Annotated in this window: 9 protein-coding genes; 2 read left to right on the forward strand and 7 right to left on the reverse strand. The window is 67.1% G+C overall.

Going from position 1 to position 16,568, the window contains the following annotated elements:
* Positions 1–157 precede the first annotated feature (157 nt).
* Together D8676_RS08150 and D8676_RS08155 are read left to right on the forward strand one after the other, a co-directional pair.
* A complete protein-coding gene (locus tag D8676_RS08150; RefSeq protein ID WP_121580334.1) occupies positions 158–1,930 on the forward strand; it encodes a glucan ABC transporter ATP-binding protein/ permease in 1,773 nt (590 codons plus the stop codon).
* A gap of 565 nt (positions 1,931–2,495) precedes the next feature.
* Complete coding sequence (locus D8676_RS08155; RefSeq protein ID WP_245426665.1) at positions 2,496–3,242, forward strand: heme ABC transporter permease; 747 nt, start codon at positions 2,496–2,498, stop codon at positions 3,240–3,242.
* 7 nt (positions 3,243–3,249) lie between these two features.
* Here the strand turns inward: D8676_RS08155 and D8676_RS08160 are convergent, their stop codons facing one another.
* The 7 genes from D8676_RS08160 to D8676_RS08190 form a co-directional block, all read right to left on the reverse strand.
* Positions 3,250–4,674 (reverse strand): protein adenylyltransferase SelO, encoded by a 1,425-nt coding sequence (locus D8676_RS08160; RefSeq protein ID WP_121580336.1) that lies wholly within the window; start codon positions 4,672–4,674, stop codon positions 3,250–3,252.
* Between the two features lie 133 nt (positions 4,675–4,807).
* Entirely contained in the window at positions 4,808–5,854 is a 1,047-nt protein-coding gene (locus D8676_RS08165; RefSeq protein ID WP_121580337.1) for a sulfate/molybdate ABC transporter ATP-binding protein, read from the reverse strand.
* A 9-nt stretch (positions 5,855–5,863) separates the two neighbouring features.
* On the reverse strand, positions 5,864–6,778 hold the full coding sequence (cysW, locus tag D8676_RS08170) for a sulfate ABC transporter permease subunit CysW (protein ID WP_121580338.1): 915 nt from the start codon (positions 6,776–6,778) through the stop codon (positions 5,864–5,866).
* The gene (cysT, locus tag D8676_RS08175; RefSeq protein ID WP_121580339.1) at positions 6,768–7,628 is read right to left on the reverse strand and encodes a sulfate ABC transporter permease subunit CysT; all 861 of its coding nucleotides are present in this window, start codon (positions 7,626–7,628) and stop codon (positions 6,768–6,770) included. Before cysT ends, cysW begins: the two co-directional genes overlap by 11 nt.
* 2 nt (positions 7,629–7,630) lie before the next feature.
* Complete coding sequence (locus tag D8676_RS08180) at positions 7,631–8,659, reverse strand: sulfate ABC transporter substrate-binding protein (protein ID WP_121580340.1); 1,029 nt, start codon at positions 8,657–8,659, stop codon at positions 7,631–7,633.
* Between the two features lie 224 nt (positions 8,660–8,883).
* Positions 8,884–10,986: a penicillin-binding protein 1C gene (pbpC, locus tag D8676_RS08185; protein WP_245426666.1), complete on the reverse strand. Its 2,103-nt coding sequence runs from the start codon at positions 10,984–10,986 to the stop codon at positions 8,884–8,886.
* Positions 10,987–11,053: 67 nt separating this feature from the next.
* Positions 11,054–16,516 carry an alpha-2-macroglobulin family protein gene (locus D8676_RS08190; RefSeq protein WP_183097025.1) on the reverse strand — a complete coding sequence of 1,821 codons (5,463 nt, stop codon included), beginning with the start codon at positions 16,514–16,516 and terminating at the stop codon, positions 11,054–11,056.
* Positions 16,517–16,568 lie beyond the last annotated feature (52 nt).

Raw genomic sequence — 16,568 nt, forward strand, 5'->3', positions numbered from 1 at the left:
CAATCCGTTAGAAGATCACGGGACATTACACGTGGTTGTCGTTTGTTGTTCGGCCCAAGGGAACGGACCCGATAGGAGCGCATTGTAGTGCGTCCCTACAGCAAACACGGCATCTTCTATGGTGCGCTGCACAATTTTCATATGACGAGGTAATTGCGTGTCATTGTTCGAGGTTTACTGGAGGGCTCTCCGGTATCTGGGCGCGGATAGGGGGCGAGTAGCCCTGATCTGCGGCGCCAACATCGTCCTTGCCATGGTGACCATCGCCGAGCCGATCCTGTTCGGCAGGATCATCGATGCGATTTCCGGTCACCAGGAACTGGTCCCGACACTCGTCCTCTGGGCCGGTCTCGGCGTCTTCAACATCGTGGCCTTCGTTCTGGTGGCGCGCGGCGCCGACCGCCTCGCGCATGCGCGCAGGGCAGGGGTGCTCTGCGACTCCTTCGAGCGCGTGATCACCATGCCGCTCGCCTGGCACCACGAGCGAGGCACCTCGAACACGCTCCACACGATGCTGCGCGCGATCGACTCCCTGTCGGCGCTCTGGCTCGAATTCATGCGCCAGCACCTGTCTACTTTCGTGGCGCTGGTTCTTCTGGTCCCGACCGCGCTGACGCTCGATTTGCGCATGTCGGTGGTGCTGATCACGCTCGGCGCGCTCTACATCGCCATTGGCCGGCTGGTCATGCGCAAGACCAGCGAAGGCCAGAAGTCGGTCGAGAGGCACCACCACAAGGTCTTCGACCATGTGAGCGATTCCGTCGGCAACGTCGCCGTGCTGCAGAGCTACAACCGCATCGGCCACGAGGCCGAAGCGCTGCGCAACCATGTGCGGTCGCTGCTTTCGGCGCAGAATCCGGTGCTCGACTGGTGGGCGCTGGCGAGTGCGCTGCACCGGCTCTCGTCGACCATCTCGATGATGGTGGTGCTGATCATCGGCGCGCTGCTCGTTTCGCGCGGCGAACTGCGCATCGGCGACATCGTTGCGTTCACCGGTTTCGCCACTCTGCTGATCAGCCGGCTCGAGCAGGTCTCGAATTTCGTCAACCAGGTATTCGACGCCAAGGTGAAGCTGGAGGAGTTCTACAAGCTCGAGGACGATGCCGCCGAGGCCGAGGAACCGGCCGGCCTGCGCGAACTGGAGCATGCCAAAGGCCATGTCCGTTTCGAGGACGTGACGTTCCGCTTCCCGAATTCGGGACAGGGGGTCGCCGACGTCTCCTTCGAGGTCAAGGCCGGCCAGACGATCGCCATCGTCGGACCCACGGGTTCCGGCAAGACGACGCTCATCAACCTGCTGCAGCGCGTCCACGCGCCCCAGCAGGGCCGTATCCTCATTGACGGCGTCGACATCGCCAGCGTCACCAGGAAGTCGCTGCGGCAGCAGATCGCCACCGTTTTCCAGGATGCCGGCCTGTTCAACCGCTCGATCGAGGAGAATATTCGCATCGGCCGCGCCGGCGCGGTGAACAACGAGGTCCATGCCGCCGCCGAGGCCGCCGCCGCGCACGACTTCATCCTCGCCAAGAGCGACGGCTACGATACGCCGGCCGGCGAGCGCGGCAGCCAGCTTTCCGGCGGCGAGCGCCAGCGCATCGCGATCGCCCGCGCCATCCTAAAGGACGCGCCGATCCTGGTGCTTGACGAGGCGACCAGCGCGCTGGACGTCGAGACCGAGGTGCGCGTCAAGGAGGCCATCGACCGCCTGCGCGAAGGCCGCACCACCTTCATCATCGCCCACCGGCTGACCACGGTGCGCGATGCCGATCTGGTCGTCTTCCTCGACAACGGGCGCATCGTCGAGGCCGGCGGCTTCAACGAGCTTTCGGCCCGGAACGGCCGCTTCGCGAGCCTGCTGAGAGCCGGCGGCCTGCTCACCGACGAGGAGGTGCGGCGTCTTTCCCGCATCGCGGTGGAAGAGGCGGCCTGACCGACGCGGTGCGCCTCCTCTCTGCGGAGAGGTGGCAGGCACAGGATGAGAGGGCGGCGACATCTTTGCCGCCCCTGAAGCGTGGACAGGCTTTTCCGCCAACCCATTGATTTTGCTCGATCACGAAAAATAGCTGGGCGGGTTTATCAACGCCCCCAAAACCTCCTGCATAATCCTCGCCATCTCCCTCGCGGGAACACGGGTCATGAACCGGATGAGCGTGGAGGGGACGGTACCGGTTCGGTCGCGCGGAGGTGGCGCGGCTGGGTGATGAGCCCCGAGGACCGGGCCCTGACCGAGGTCGCGCGGTGAAACGATTCTGCGTCCCCTCCAGGTAGGGCAAGCATGCCGGCGGGGTGCGGGAAACCGGCCACGTATTACAATTTGAGAGGCTCGGGTCCCGTGCCCCGCTTCCCACCTTTTCAGGCAATGGCCAGATGCGAAAGCAGGCGTGGCGACGACGGCGCGCGCCTTCTGCGGCGCTTGGGCACGATTGCGGCTGGAGAACAGCGGGGCTATGTAACGCGCCATGAGCGATACGAGCGACGGCGATACACGGAACAGGATGAGACGCCTTTCCGACCTCGCCAATCCGACGAGGTTCCTGGCGCTGGTCGACCGCGTGCTGCCGTGGCTCGCGGGCGCGAGCCTCGTCGTTCTTGCAGTCGGCCTCTGGCTCGGCTTTACGGCGCCCGAGGACTTCCAGCAGGGCATCACGGTCCGGATCATGTACATCCACGTGCCGTTCGCCTGGCTTTCCATGTTCTGCTACTCGCTGATGGCGGCCTCGGCGCTCGGCACGCTGGTCTGGCGCCATCCGCTGGCCGACGTGGCGCTGAAGTCGGCGGCTCCCATCGGCGCCACCTTCACCGCGCTGGCGCTCGCCACCGGCTCGATCTGGGGCAAGCCCATGTGGGGCACCTGGTGGGTGTGGGACGCGCGGCTGACCTCGGTCTTCGTGCTCTTCCTGATGTATCTCGGCATCATGGCGTTGACGCGGGCGCTCGACGATCCCTCCAAGTCCGCGCGGGCGGCCGCGGTCATCACGCTGGTCGGCTTCGTCAACATCCCGATCATCAAGTTTTCGGTCGACTGGTGGAACACGCTGCACCAGCCAGCGTCGGTGTTCCGGCTCGACGGGCCGACGATCGACGCCTCGATGCTCTGGCCGCTGATGGTTACGGCCGTCGGCTTCACCCTGCTTTTCATCACCCTGCATCTGATGGCGATGCGCACCGAGATCTGGCGCCGGCGCGTCATCGCCATGCGCCAGATCGCGGCGCGGCGAGCGGAGCGGCCGTCAGCCGGCTAGCCCCGCGCTACGGCCGGATCCCATAAGCCTCGCGCATCAGCGCGATATCCGCCAGCTTTGCATGGAAGGCCGACCAGTCGTCGCCGTCGGCGATCGGCGCCCACAGCGCCTCGACCTCGTCGATCAGCATCGTGCAGGGTTTTTCGCGCGAGAAATAGGCGTGATCGAGACGCAGTCCCGCTGCCTGCTGGTGCGCGCCGATCGCCGCGAAGACCGGCTCGAAACCCTTTGCCGCGTAGGCCTCGGCCGAGGGGCTGCCGGCGGCGCGTTTCTCGTTCGCCATGCCGCCGTGCCAGTCGAAGAAGAACTGCTCGAACGGCATCTTGGTGTCGATCAGGAATTTCCACACCGAGCGCACCAGCGCCGTCGCCGCTTCCTCGCCTGATGGCGCAAGGCCGAGCCGGCGCAGCATGGCTGCGTTGAAGGCACGGTGGAACTGCGGCTCGAAGCCGCGCAGCACGTCCTCCAGCTTCGACTTCTCCGCCAGCGGCAGCAGGCATTCGGCCAGCCGCGTCAGGTTCCAGAGCAGCGTGTCGGGCTGGCGGCCATAGGCGTAGAGCCCGGTCTCGTCGAAATAGGCGGCGGTGAAGGTGGGGTCGAGCACTGGCAGGAAACGCCACGGACCATAGTCGAAGCTTTCCCCGGTGATGTTGATGTTGTCGGTGTTGAGCACGCCGTGGACGAAGCCGGCGAGCATCCAGGCCGCGCCCGTCAGCGCGACGCGGCGGCAGACCTCCTCGAGGAAGGCCACCGCGCGCTCGCCCGGCTCGTCGCGCCAGAGCTCCGGCATATAGGTGCGGATCGAATGGTCGAGCAGCTTGCCGATGCCGTCATGGTGGTCGATGAACAGCAGGCGCTGGAAACTGCCGATGCGGATGTGGGAGTGGCTGAGCCGGACAAGCACCGAGGAGCGCGTCGGCGAGGGCTCGTCGCCACGCATCAACTCTTCGCCTGTCTCGATCAGGCTGAGGGTCTTCGACGTGTCGACGCCGAGCGCCTCCAGCATCTCGGTGGCGAGGATTTCGCGCACCCCGCCCTTCAGCGTCAGTCGCCCGTCGGCGGTGCGGGACCAGGGCGTGCGGCCGCTGCCCTTGGTGCCGAGGTCGAGCAGCCGGCCGTCCTTGAGGTCGTGCATCTGGGCGAACAGGAAGCCGCGCCCGTCGCCGATCTCGGGGTTGTAAACGCGGAACTGGTGGCCGTGGTAGCGCAGCGCCAGCGGGATCGGATAGCCGCCGGGGAGAGGCTTGAAGCGGCCGAAATGATCGAGCCATTCAGCGTCGGTCAGCGCGCCAAGGCCGACGCGTCCGGCCCAACGCTGGTTGCGGTAGCGCAGGATGTGCCCCGGGAACTTCGCCGGCTCGACCTCGTCGAAGAAATCGTCGCCGAGCGCGGCGTGGGCGAGGGACGGGCGGAAGTTTTCTGCAACGGGCATCAAGTCACTCCGGCCGGAGAGGCCGGCGCTGACCCCTTATGTAGCGTCGGTAGGGGAAGAGGGCTACCGACGGTTCAGGCCGTCATCCTAGGGACAAGCCCGAGGATGACGGCGAGTATCACCTGGCAGACAGTCATGCTGCCCGTGCCGGAAACACCCGGTAGCGGCGCGGGCGGAAGGCGACGCGGCTTTGCTGGGACGCGGGGTGCCCGACCGGTAGTTCGATTTCGACGCGCTGGCGTTCGCCGCCGATCTCGAGTTCGACGCGGCGGGTGCCAGCGACGCGGCGGGTGGCCGCGACCGTGCCGGCGATGCAGCCGCCGCAGCCGTCGAGCAGCTCGACGTCCTGCGGACGGAAGAACAGCGTGGCATCGCCGTCCGCCACGTCGGGCGCCGGCAGGCCGATCGTGCGGTCGGCGATCCAAAGCTCGCCATTGCCGATCCTGACAGGCAGCGAGCTCGACTCGCCGATGAAGCCGTAGACGAAAGGCGAATTTGGCGTGTCGTAGATGTCGTCGGCGGTGCCGATCTGCTCGATCTGGCCCTGGCTCATGACGACGACGCGGTCGGCGAGTTCGAGCGCCTCTTCCTGGTCATGGGTGACGAAGACCGTCGTGTGGCCGGTGGCGTCGTGGATCTCGCGCAGCCAGCGGCGCAGCTCGCGGCGCACCTGCGCGTCGAGCGCGCCGAACGGTTCGTCGAGGAGCAGCACCTTGGGCTCGATGGCCAGCGCCCGGGCAAGCGCGACGCGCTGGCGCTGGCCGCCGGAAAGCTGCGCCGGGTAACGCTTCTCCAGGCCCGAGAGCTGGACGAGGTCGAGCAGCTCGGAGGCGCGGCGGCCGATCTCGGTTTTGGTCGGCCGCGTGGCGCCGGGCCTGACCTTCAGACCGAAGCCGATATTGTCGGCGACGGTCATGTGGCGGAACAGCGCGTAATGCTGGAAGACGAAGCCGACATTGCGCTCCTGCACGGTCTTGTGCGAGGCGTCCTCGTCGCCGAAATAGATCGCGCCTGCGGTCGGGCGCTCGAGCCCGGCAATCAGCCTCAAGAGCGTGGTCTTGCCGGAGCCCGAGGGGCCGAGCAGCGCGATGAGTTCGCCGGAGCGGATATCGAGCGAGACATCGCGCAGCGCCGGAAAGCGGTCGAACTCCTTGCGCACCTTGCGGATGGAAACGTCCATGACAGGTCCCTAATGCTTCTTGGATGCGGCGATCTCGTCGCCGTAGCGGTATTCGAGGAAGGATTTCAGCACGAGCGTGACCAGGGCCAGGCCGGCAAGCAGGGTCGAGACCGCGAAGGCGGCGACGAAATTGTACTCGTTGTAGAGGATCTCGACATGCAGCGGCATGGTGTTGGTGAAGCCGCGTATGTGGCCCGACACGACCGAAACCGCGCCGAACTCTCCCATCGCGCGCGCGTTGCAGAGCAGTACGCCGTAGAGCAGGCCCCATTTGATGTTGGGCAGCGTGACGTACCAGAAGGCCTGCCAGCCGCTGGCGCCGAGCGACAGCGCCGCCTCCTCGTCGCCGGTGCCCTGGTCCTGCATCAGCGGGATCAGCTCGCGCGCTACGAAGGGGAAGGTCACGAAGATGGTGGCGAGAACGATGCCGGGGACGGCGAACAGGATCTCGATCCCGTGGCTTTTGAGCCAGGGGCCAAGCACGCTGCCGGCGCCGAAGAGCAGCACGTAGACCAGGCCCGAGATGACCGGCGACACCGAGAAGGGCAGGTCGATCAGCGTCGTCAGGAAGGCCTTGCCCTTGAACTCGAACTTGGCGATCGCCCAGGCCGCGGCGATGCCGAAGACCATGTTGAGCGGAACGGCGATCACTGCCACGAGCAGGGTCAGCCTGATCGCGGCCTGCGTGTCCGGGTCGCCAAAACTCGCAAGAAACTCGCCGGCGCCCTTGCGGAGCGCTTCGACGAAGACAGCCGCCAGCGGCAGCACCAGGAAGAGAAGCAGGAAAATCAATGCGGTGCCGATCAGAACCGCCTTGGTTGCCGGCGATTCCGTGGTCGCGCTGATATATCGGCCCTTCCTCACGCCGGATAAATTAGCGGAGGCGGAGCGGTCCGGCAAAGCGCTGGTGGCCTCAAGTGCCATAACCGTACCTCCTTCGGCTCCACGCCTGCACCAGGTTTATGACGAACAGCATGAGGAAGGAGATCGCCAGCATGATCGCCGCGATGGCGGTAGCGCCGGCATAGTTGAACTCCTCGAGCCTGATGATGATGAGCAGCGGCGCAATCTCCGAGACATAGGGGATGTTGCCGGCGATGAAGATGACCGAGCCGTATTCGCCGACGGCGCGCGCGAAGGCGAGCGCGAAGCCGGTCAGTACGGCCGGCGCGAGGCCGGGCATGACGACGCGCGTGACGGTCTGGAGACGGCTCGCGCCGAGCGTCGCGGCAACCTCCTCGACCTCGCGGTCGATCTCCTCCATCACCGGCTGCACCGTCCTGACGACGAAGGGCAGGCCGATGAAGATCAGCGCCACGACGATGCCGAGCGGGGTGAAGGCGACCTTGATGCCGAGCGGCGCGAGAAGCTGTCCGACCCAGCCGTTGGGCGCGTAGATCGCGGCGAGCGCGATGCCGGCCACGGCGGTCGGCAGCGCGAAAGGCAGGTCGACCACAGCGTCAACGATGCGTCGGCCGGGGAAGCGGTAGCGCACCAGCACCCAGGCGACGACGACGCCGAAAACCACGTTGACGAGGGCCGCGATCAGCGAGGCGCCGAAGGATATCTGCAGCGACTTGACCGTGCGCTCGTCGGTGGCGATCGCCCAGAACTCGGTCCAGCCGAGCCCGGTCGTGCGCCAGACTACGCCCGAAAGCGGGATGAGGATGATCAGCGTGAGGTAGGCAATCGTGAAGCCGAGCGTCAACCCGAAGCCCGGGATGACGCTCGGCCTCCTGAAATGCCACCCCCGTGCAAGGGCAGCGTCGCTCATGGTCAGTTCGTCGGCTTGTAGATCTGGTCGAAGACGCCGCCGTCGCCGAAGTGGTAGGGCTGCGCCTTCGCCCAGCCGCCGAAGATCGGATCGTCGATCGACACGAGTTCGAGCTTGGGCAGCTTTTGCAGGATGTCCGCGGGCACCACCTCCGGGTTCGACGGGCGGTAGAAGTGCTTGGCGGCGATCTTCTGGCCCTCGTCGGAATAGAGATATTCGAGATAGGCCTCGGCGACCTTGCGCGTGCCCTTGGCGTCGACATTGGCGTCGACGACGGCAACCGGCGGCTCGGCGAGGATCGAGGAAGGCGGCACCACGATGTCGAAGGCGTCCTCGCCGAATTCTGCGCCGGCGAGTGCCGCTTCGTTTTCCCAGGCCAGCAGGACGTCGCCGATCTGGCGCTGCGCGAATGTTGTTAGCGAGCCGCGCGCTCCGGTGTCGAGGACGGGCGCGCGCTTGTAGAGTTCGGCGACATAGGCCCTGATCTTCGTCTCGTCGCCGCCGAACTGCTTGTTGGCCCATGCCCAGGCGGCGAGATAGTTCCAGCGGGCGCCGCCGGAGGTCTTCGGATTGGGCGTCACGATCTGGATGTCGTCTTTCACCAGGTCGCCCCAGTCATGGATGCCCTTCGGATTGCCCTTGCGCACCAGGAAGACGATGGTCGAGGTGTAGGGGGCCGAATTGTGCGGTAGGCGCTTGCGCCAGTCGGGATTGATCTTGCCGCCGTTCTCGACGATCGCGTTGATGTCGCTTTCGAGCGCCAGCGTCACCACGTCGGCCTCCAGGCCGTCGATCACAGCGCGGGCCTGTTTGCCGGAGCCGCCATGCGACTGCTGGATGGTGACGGTCTCGCCGGTGTCGGCCTTCCATTTTGCGGCGAAGGCCTGATTGTATTCCTTGTAGAGTTCGCGGGTCGGGTCGTAGGAAACGTTGAGCAGCGTGGTGTCGGCGAAGGCGAAGCCGAGTACGCCGAACTGGACTGCGCCGGCCAGCAGGCCTGCGAGGAGAGAGCGGGATGCGGATCTGGTCATGGGTATGCCTCCGTTGATCGCATTCAAACTCTACCAAACTTATAGAATTAGGATCGTAGGCCCCCGTTCCTTTTTCGCGTCGCTCTGAGCAAAAATAGTGTCCGGCCCGGACGCTCGAAGAATTTTTTTCCAAATCCTGTGGGCGTACGTATCCCGAACGCAGGGAAACGCGGAAGCGGGGAGAGGGGTTCCCGCAATGTCGTCACCAAATGTGAGTCGGGAGCCTACTCGACGAAAACCTTGACGCTTGCGGCGCGGCCGGCGGCGTCGATGACCGTCAGTGTCGAGTAGCCGGCGCCGTCCGGCTGCCAGACGGCCTCGCGGCGGCGCTCGATCTCGACCAGCGGCTTGCCGTTGGCCAGCCAGCGGAACGGCGCGCGGCCGCCCTGCAGCTTCAGCACCAGCGGGGTGGCGTCGGTGGTCGCCGTACCCAGTTCGACGCGGGCGCCGTCGGGCGGGAAGACGATCCGAGGAGCGGGTTCCGCTACGGCGCGCGGGGCCGGGGTAAGCTCGCCAGCCTGTGCCGAGACAAAGCGCTCCAGCGTCACCGGCAGATCGCTGTGGGCCGAGCGGAAGGCGCCCGCCGGTGGACGGCGGAACGGCGTCGCGGCTAGGCTGGAGCGGACAAAACCTTCGAACAGGATCGGCGCGGCTGTCACGTAACCCGAAATGCCGGGCAGCGACCCCGAATCGGCGCGGCCGACCCAGACCCCCAGCACATGGCGTCCGTCATAGCCGACCGACCAGGCGTCGCGGTTGCCGTAGGAGGTGCCGGTCTTGTAGGCGATGGCGCGTGGCGCCGCCCCCGCCGGCGGCCTGACGCCGGCCAGCATGTCGGTGACCTGCCAGGCGGCCTGTTCCTCCAGCACCATGCCGTTGGTGAGCGGCGCCGGTGCGGCAGCTTCCGCGCCGTCGCGCAGCACCTTCGCCTTGCCGCCGTTCGACAGGCCTGTATAGAGCTGGACGAGGTCGCGCAGGGAGATCCCGACGCCGCCAAGCCCGATGGCGAGGCCGGGGATTTCTCCCGCGGGCAGGGTCGGCGTGACGCCGGCCTGGCGGAAGCGCGAGACGAGGCGCTGCGGGCCGACGGCGTCGAGCAGGCGGATCGCCGGCACGTTGAGCGAAAGCTGCAGCGCTTGGCGCACCGTCACGTCGCCCTGGTAGGTCATGTCGAAATTCTTGGGGCGGTAGCCGGCGAAGTCGGCCGGCCGGTCCTCGATCAGCGTCTCTTGGGCAACCAGCCCTTCCTCGATGGCGAGGCCGTAGATGAAGGGTTTCAGCGCCGAGCCGGGAGAACGCAGGGTGCGGCTCATGTCGATCCAGCCGGAGCGGCTGGCGTCGAAATAATCTGCCGAGCCGACCTCGCCGAGGATTTCGCCGGTCATCGCGTCGGCGAGCACCATCGCCACCGACACGCGCGGACCGACGCGGCGCGCCCCCTCGCGCGCGACCGTTTCAAGTCCTTCCTGCACGCTCCTCCTGATGGTGAGCTGGTGACGCGACTCGGCAGGGCGGCTGCGCAGCGCGGCATCAGCCGCGTGCGCGGCAAGCGCCGGCAAGGGGCGGCGGACGGCCGCGACTTCCTCCAGCGCGGCGCGCCCGGCTTCCAGTTCGCCGAGCAGGCCGGCATTGACCATGCGGATCAGCACGCGGTCGCGCGCCGCCTGCGCGCCTTCAGGATTACGGTCCGGGCGGCGGCGCTCGGGCAATTGCGGCAGCGCCACCAGCAGGGCGGCCTCGGAAACGCCGAGGCGCTTAGGCTCCTTGCCGAACCAGGCGAGCGAGGCGGCGCGCACGCCTTCGAGATTGCCGCCATAGGGCGCCAGCGTCAGATAGCGCTCCAGGACATCGGCCTTGGAAAGCCGCCGCTCGATCTGGATCGCCCGGAAGATCTGGCGGAGCTTGCTGCCGAAGCTGCGGCTTTCGCGCGGCTCGATCAGGCGCGCGAGCTGCATCGACAGCGTGGAGCCGCCCGAGACGATGCGGCCGTTGCTCGCGAACTGGGTCGCCGCGCGGGCAAGCGCGATGTAGTCGACGCCGGCATGCTCGTAGAAACGCTTGTCCTCGTAGGCGACCAGCATTTTTACGAATTGCGGGTCGACCTGATCGAGCGTGGTCGCCAGCCGCCAGCGCCCGTCAGGCGTCGCATAGGCGCGCAAGAGCTGGCCGTCGCGGTCGACGACTTCAGCGGAGGCCGCGAGTTTTTCGGGCAGCGGCGGAGGAAAGGCGCGATCGGCGGCTTCGAAAAAGGCCCACCCGGCGACAGCGAGGGCGGCCGCCGAGCCACCCGCGACCGCCGAACGCCGGAGCCATCTGTTGAGACGCATCGCGTCGCCCTTCATCCCTTCGCAGGCGCCTTCTCCCCGCGGACGGGGACAAGGAAGGTCGCCTCGCTCACGGCGCCTTGACCTCCATCATGCCGGTCGAGGTGCGGGCCGAATATTGCGGCCGGTACATGTCCTCGACGCCGGCGGCTGGATGGACGAAGACGCCCGGCGTCACCGCGCGCACGACATAGGCGAGCGTGATGTCGCGGCTCGCCCCTTCCTCGCGGTCGAAGGCCGCGATGAAGCGGTCGTCGCGGAACTCCAGATGCGCCGCGTCGGTGCGCTGCAGCCAGCCGAAATTCGCCAGATCCGCGCTGGACACCAGCCTCGGATTGTCGATCTCGAAACCAGCCGGCAGCAGGTCGTTGACCAGCACGCGCGAGGCCCAGTCGTTGTTCTCGGTGACCCTGAGCACCACGACGAAACGCTCGTTCTGCGTCACCTCCGTGACATTCGCCTCGCTGCCGTCCATGCGATAGTAGGTGCGGGCGATGATGAAGCCGTCGCCGCCGGCCGGCAGCGGTTGCGCGGGTGCGGCGACCGTCGTCACCACCGCCTGGATCGGCGTGGTGCCGGCATTCGCCACCGTGATCGGCTGTGCAAGCAGTTCGTCGCCTGTCACGGTCCTGGCGAAAGCGCCGGTGTAGGCCGCCCCGTCGACAGCAAGCTGCAGCGAGGCGTTGCCCGCCTGCAGCGCGCGCGCGGCAAGCAGCATCCAGGCGTTGTCCTGGGTGCTCGTCCAGCGGGTCGCGGCGCGTTCGGCCGAGACGAGCTTGACGAGTTCCGGCACGATCGACGGCATCGGCCGGCTCTCGGCGGCAAGCGCCAGGATCGCGGCGCCGTCGCGCAGCCTGGAACCGTAGTCGGAGCGGTACCAGTTGTACTCCGGCGTGTTCTTGGCAAGCTGGAGGGCCGCCGTGAACGCGGCCTCCGAGCGCTGCGCGTCGCCATAGAGGGCGAGGCTCGCGGCAAGCTGGGCCACCGCCATCGGGCTCGAAAAGGCCTCGAGCTGCGTGTCGGAATAATATCTGAGGTCGCCGACCGAGGCCCGCTTGTTGCGGGCTAGCACGTAGAGCGCGTAGGCGATCTCCGAGCCGCGGTCCTCGAGGTCTATGTCGTAGGCGAGCGCGTTCTGCAGGTTGGAAAGTGCCTGGCTTATCGACTGCGCGGGCACCTCGTAACCCTTTTCGCGCGCCCGGGTCAGGAAGTCCGACACATAGGCGTCGAGCCACAGATCGCCCGAACCGGGGCTCCAGAGGCCGAAGCTGCCGGACGAGGACTGGTAGTTCAGCAAGCGCCAGATGGCATCCTGGACGCGCTCCTTGAGTTCGGGCTCGTCCTTGAGGCCGGAGCCGGCCGCAAGTTCGCTGACATAGAGCAGCGGCAGCGCGCGGCTGGTCGTCTGTTCGGCGCAGCCATAGGGATAGCGATCGAGCGTCATCAGCATCGCCGGCACGTCGAAGGACGCTGACTGTGAGACGCCGACGCTGACGGTGGCGCCTTCCAACAGGCTAGCCGCGAGAAGCTCGCGATCGACTCGCAGCGACGAGCCGTTGGGGCCGAGATCGACAACCATGCGGGTGGTGACCGGCGTCGCTGCCGGCCGTACGGGCAGCGAAAGGACCTGTTCGACGGCCAGGCCGTCGGCATGGGCAAGCCTGACCGTGATGCCGGCGTTGCCAACCGTTTCGGCCGACAGCGGCACCGTCATGGTGACGCGCTTGCCGCCGGTGAGCGTCAGCTTGTCGGGGAACGGGCCGGCGGAGACGTCGCCGCCGGTCTCGATGTCCAGCGCATAGTCGCCGTCGGGACCGTCGGTGTTGGCGACGTCGAGACGCATGACCGCTGCGTCTCCCGGAGCCAGGAAGCGGGGCAGGGCGGCTGTCAGGACGACCGGATCGCGCACGATGACGTCCTGCTCGGCATGGCCGACCGCCTCCTTCGTCCAGGCGACGGTCATGATGCGCACCGTGCCGTTGAACTGCGGAATGTCGAAATTGACCGTCGCCTTGCCGTCCATGTCGAGGCGGACCGGTCCGGAGAAGAAGGCGACCAGCTTTTCGGTCGGCGGGCTGCCCTGGGCCTGCAGGGCGGCCCCCCCGTCGCCGCCGGTGCGGATGCGGCCGGTGGCGCCCAGCGAGCCGTCGATCAGGCGGCCGTAGAGATCGCGCAGTTCGAGCCCCAGGCGACGCTGGCCGAAGAACCATTCGACCGGATCGGGCGCCTCGTAGCGGGTCAGGTTGAGGATGCCGACATCGACCGCGGCGACCATGACATAGGGGTCGCTGCCGGGCGCGGCCCCGGTAACCGAAACCGGGATCGAGAGCGTCGAGCGCGGCGTCGATTTTTCGGGTGCTGCGGTCGCCACCGTCAGCTTGCGCTGGCCGGGATCGACCTTCAGCCACTTCACGCCGATGGCGCGGGCGGGCATGCGCGATTCCTGCGCCTCGCCCGGCCGGAAGAGGGTGGCCGTGACATAGGCGCCGGCGCCCCAGTCGGCGCCGACAGGTATGTCGACGGTCCCGCCGCCCTCCGGCACTGTGGCCGACACGGTGGTGATCAGCTTCTCGGCGCCCACTGCGACCAGTACCTCGCCGGCGAAGCGCGGCGAGACCTTCAGCTTGGCGACTTCGCCCGGCGCATAGCTTTCCTTGTCGAGCGCGATCTCGAGGCCGTCGGGCGTCTCGGTGGACGTGGCGGTGACGAACCAGCCGGCGTCGAATTCGTAGCTGGTCGCCGGGCCTGCCGGATCGGGCGTCTCAATTTCGAGGCGATAGCGGCCCCAGTCGACCGACTGCGAGATCGAGACCTCGCCGTCGGCGGGAATGTCGATCGTGCCGGTGGCGACCGCCTCGGTGAAGGTCACCGGTTCGTAGTTCCAGTAATTACCCGAGCGGTACCACTGGTAGTTCCGCTCGATCTTGACGAGCTTCCACAGCGCGCCGGGGATGGCCTTGCGCTGGCCGGAAGAATCGGAGGCGATCAGCGAGAATTTCGCCGTGCCGCCCTGCGGGACCTCGTCGCCGGCAAAGTCCGGACGGATGCCGATCATATCGGCGCTGGGCATGACGGCGATGTCGAGCGAGCGCTCGACCGCGCGGCCGCCGGCCTCGCGCATGCGCAGCGTGACGGCGGCGTTGATCAGCCGCGTGGTCGACGGCGCCTGGTCTACGGTGACGGGGAAGCTTGCCTTGCCGTCATCGCCGATGAAGGGCAGGCCGGTCAGCGGCGTGCGGTTCGCCTCGCCGGTGTCCTCGTCGGCGAGGCCGAAATAGTAGCCCTTGAACGTGTCCCACTGGCGCTTGGTGGTCAGCGTGACCTCGCCTTCCAGCGCGAGGCCCGCCGCCGGCGCGCCGTAGAGGAAACGGCCGTCGACGGTGATATCGGCCGTCTCGCCGGGGGCGATCTCGGGCTTGTCCGAGGTCATGTCGAACTCGATGCGGTCGGGCACGAAGTCCTCGACCAGGAAGTTCTGGCTGGCGACGGCGGCTTCCTTGGGATCGGTGTGGATCGCCACCGTCCAGGTACCGCGCATGGCGGCGCTGGACAGGCCGAGGTCGACGGCATGGCCGCCTGCAGAAGCGCCGTCCGAGACGATGCGGCGGTCCTCGACGCCGTCGGGGCGGGTGAAGATGAAGGTGAGCGGCAGGTTCTCGACCGCATCGGCCGAATCGTCGCGGGCAAGCGCCGCGACATGCACGGTCTCGCCGGCGCGGTAGATGCCGCGCTCGGTCCAGGCATAGACGTCGAGTGCGCCGGGCGCGGCGCGTCCCTCCACGCCGCGGTCGGACAGGTCGAAGCCCGCCTTGGTCATGTCGAGGAAGACGAAGTCCTGCTCGCCCTGCGAGGCCATCAGCACGGCCGGCGCCATGCCGTTTTCGCCGCGGTTGAGGCCGGGGTTGAAAATGGCGCGGCCCTCGGCGTCGGTCTTGGCCGTGCCGAGGATCTCGTTGTTCCTGGCAAGCAGGGTCAGCTCGATGTCTGCGATCGGCTTGGCGGTGCCGAGCGAGCGGGCGAAGACGTTCAATCCATCCTGGCCGGTATAGGTGGAAAGCCCGATGTCGGAGACGACAAACCACTGCGTGGCGCGCGGGATCCAGGCATCGGTGCGGTCGTCCTTCGGCTGGGCGGTCAGCACATAGACGCCGGGCTTGCGGTCGGGCAGCGCCTCATCGACCGGGAAGCTGGTTGTGACTTCCTTGTTGAGTTCGTTGGCGATGGTAAGTTCGCCTTCCCAGACTGGCGCACCGAGCTGGGTGGCGACGCTGTCGAGGTCGTAAGTGTCGAGCTGCCGCAGGAACTGGTAGCCGGAGAGAAGCTGCGCCAGCGAGCGGTCGCCGACGCGGAAAAGCTTCATCTCGGCGGCGTCCATGTTGACGGTGACGACCGGAATGCCGCGCCGGGCGGTTGACGGCAGCACGAAGGCGTCGCCGGTGAAGCGGGCGGTCGCGGCGCGGTCCTGGATGTAGATCGACAGCAGCACGGGCCCTTCGAGCACCTCGCCGATCGCCGCGGGCAGGCCGGGGCGGAAGGCGATGCGGTAGTTGCGGCCGTGCTCCAGCCCTTCGACGCAGATCTGGCGGCCCTCAGCCTCGATGCTCTTCGGCGCTCCTTCGTCGACGGTGACGAAAGGCGTGTAGTCGACACCGGCCTTGACCAGGTCCTCGGAAAACTGGGCGCAGACGCGCGGCGAGGCGCTGTCTGCCTCCACCGTATGTTGGACGACGCGAAAACCCTTGCGTGCCTTGAGGTCCTCGTATTCGGCGCGCACCGACGCGGAGTTCACCAGCGCGAGGCTCGCCTCATAAGCCTGCAGAGACGGGCGGAAGAGGTCGCGGTTGTCGAGCGCGCCGGCAATGGCCGCCAGCGCCTCCGCGCGGAAAGGCGCGGTCCGCGAAAGCAGGTAGGCGTTGTAGACGGCGGATGTGGCATCGCTTTTCAGCGTCGCGGTCTCCTGGCTGTTGATGCCCTCGACCTTCCGGAGCGCGTTCGAGAGCTTGAGCCAGAGCGCGCCGTCGTCAGGCGACGTGGCGACTGCCGTGGTGAAACGCTGCACCGCCGTGCGGGGGTCGCCGGTGAGCAGCGCCGAATCGCCGGCTTCGGCGAGCGCCGCCAGGCCCTGTTCGCCGACCGCGATGCTGCCGTTGGTCAGCCGCGTGCGCATGCGGGCGGCTTCGTCGGCCATCCAGGCCGGGAAATAGGAGAGGGCGGGCGGTGCGCCGATGTCGGGATCGCCGCTGATCGGCACGACCTTGCCGGCGACAGCGCCGTTGAACGTCTTCGTCGTCGCGAAGTCGGACTTCAGGAAACACCATTTGGCCTTGGTGTTGTAGGTGAAGGCGCGGCACTGGCTGTCGCCAAGGCAGGAGGTCTTGCACTGGTCGAGCGTGACGTTCTGCTCGGATCTGAGATCGAAGCCGAAATAGTCGGTATTGTCCGAGGTGATGACCTGCCGGGCCTCCACCGCGGCGGCCACGCCGACGAAACCGAACAGAAGAAACGCAAGTACCGAAAGAACGCGCGCACGCATGCCGCACCTCCCCATGACGATCCGTTTCGCCGCGGCGCTGCCGGATTCCGCT

Origin of the sequence: Mesorhizobium sp. YM1C-6-2 (genome assembly GCF_003666685.1) — a bacterium.
Classification (GTDB): domain Bacteria; phylum Pseudomonadota; class Alphaproteobacteria; order Rhizobiales; family Rhizobiaceae; genus Mesorhizobium_K.

Coding starts and splice junctions, on each gene's coding strand:
- D8676_RS08165 (WP_121580337.1), bottom strand. CDS start 5,854: ATGGACGTTTCCATCCGCAAGGTGCGCAAGGAGTTCGACCGCTTTCCG.
- D8676_RS08155 (WP_245426665.1), top strand. CDS start 2,496: ATGAGACGCCTTTCCGACCTCGCCAATCCGACGAGGTTCCTGGCGCTG.
- cysW (WP_121580338.1), bottom strand. CDS start 6,778: ATGGCACTTGAGGCCACCAGCGCTTTGCCGGACCGCTCCGCCTCCGCT.
- cysT (WP_121580339.1), bottom strand. CDS start 7,628: ATGAGCGACGCTGCCCTTGCACGGGGGTGGCATTTCAGGAGGCCGAGC.
- D8676_RS08180 (WP_121580340.1), bottom strand. CDS start 8,659: ATGACCAGATCCGCATCCCGCTCTCTCCTCGCAGGCCTGCTGGCCGGC.
- D8676_RS08160 (WP_121580336.1), bottom strand. CDS start 4,674: ATGCCCGTTGCAGAAAACTTCCGCCCGTCCCTCGCCCACGCCGCGCTC.
- D8676_RS08190 (WP_183097025.1), bottom strand. CDS start 16,516: ATGCGTGCGCGCGTTCTTTCGGTACTTGCGTTTCTTCTGTTCGGTTTC.
- pbpC (WP_245426666.1), bottom strand. CDS start 10,986: ATGCGTCTCAACAGATGGCTCCGGCGTTCGGCGGTCGCGGGTGGCTCG.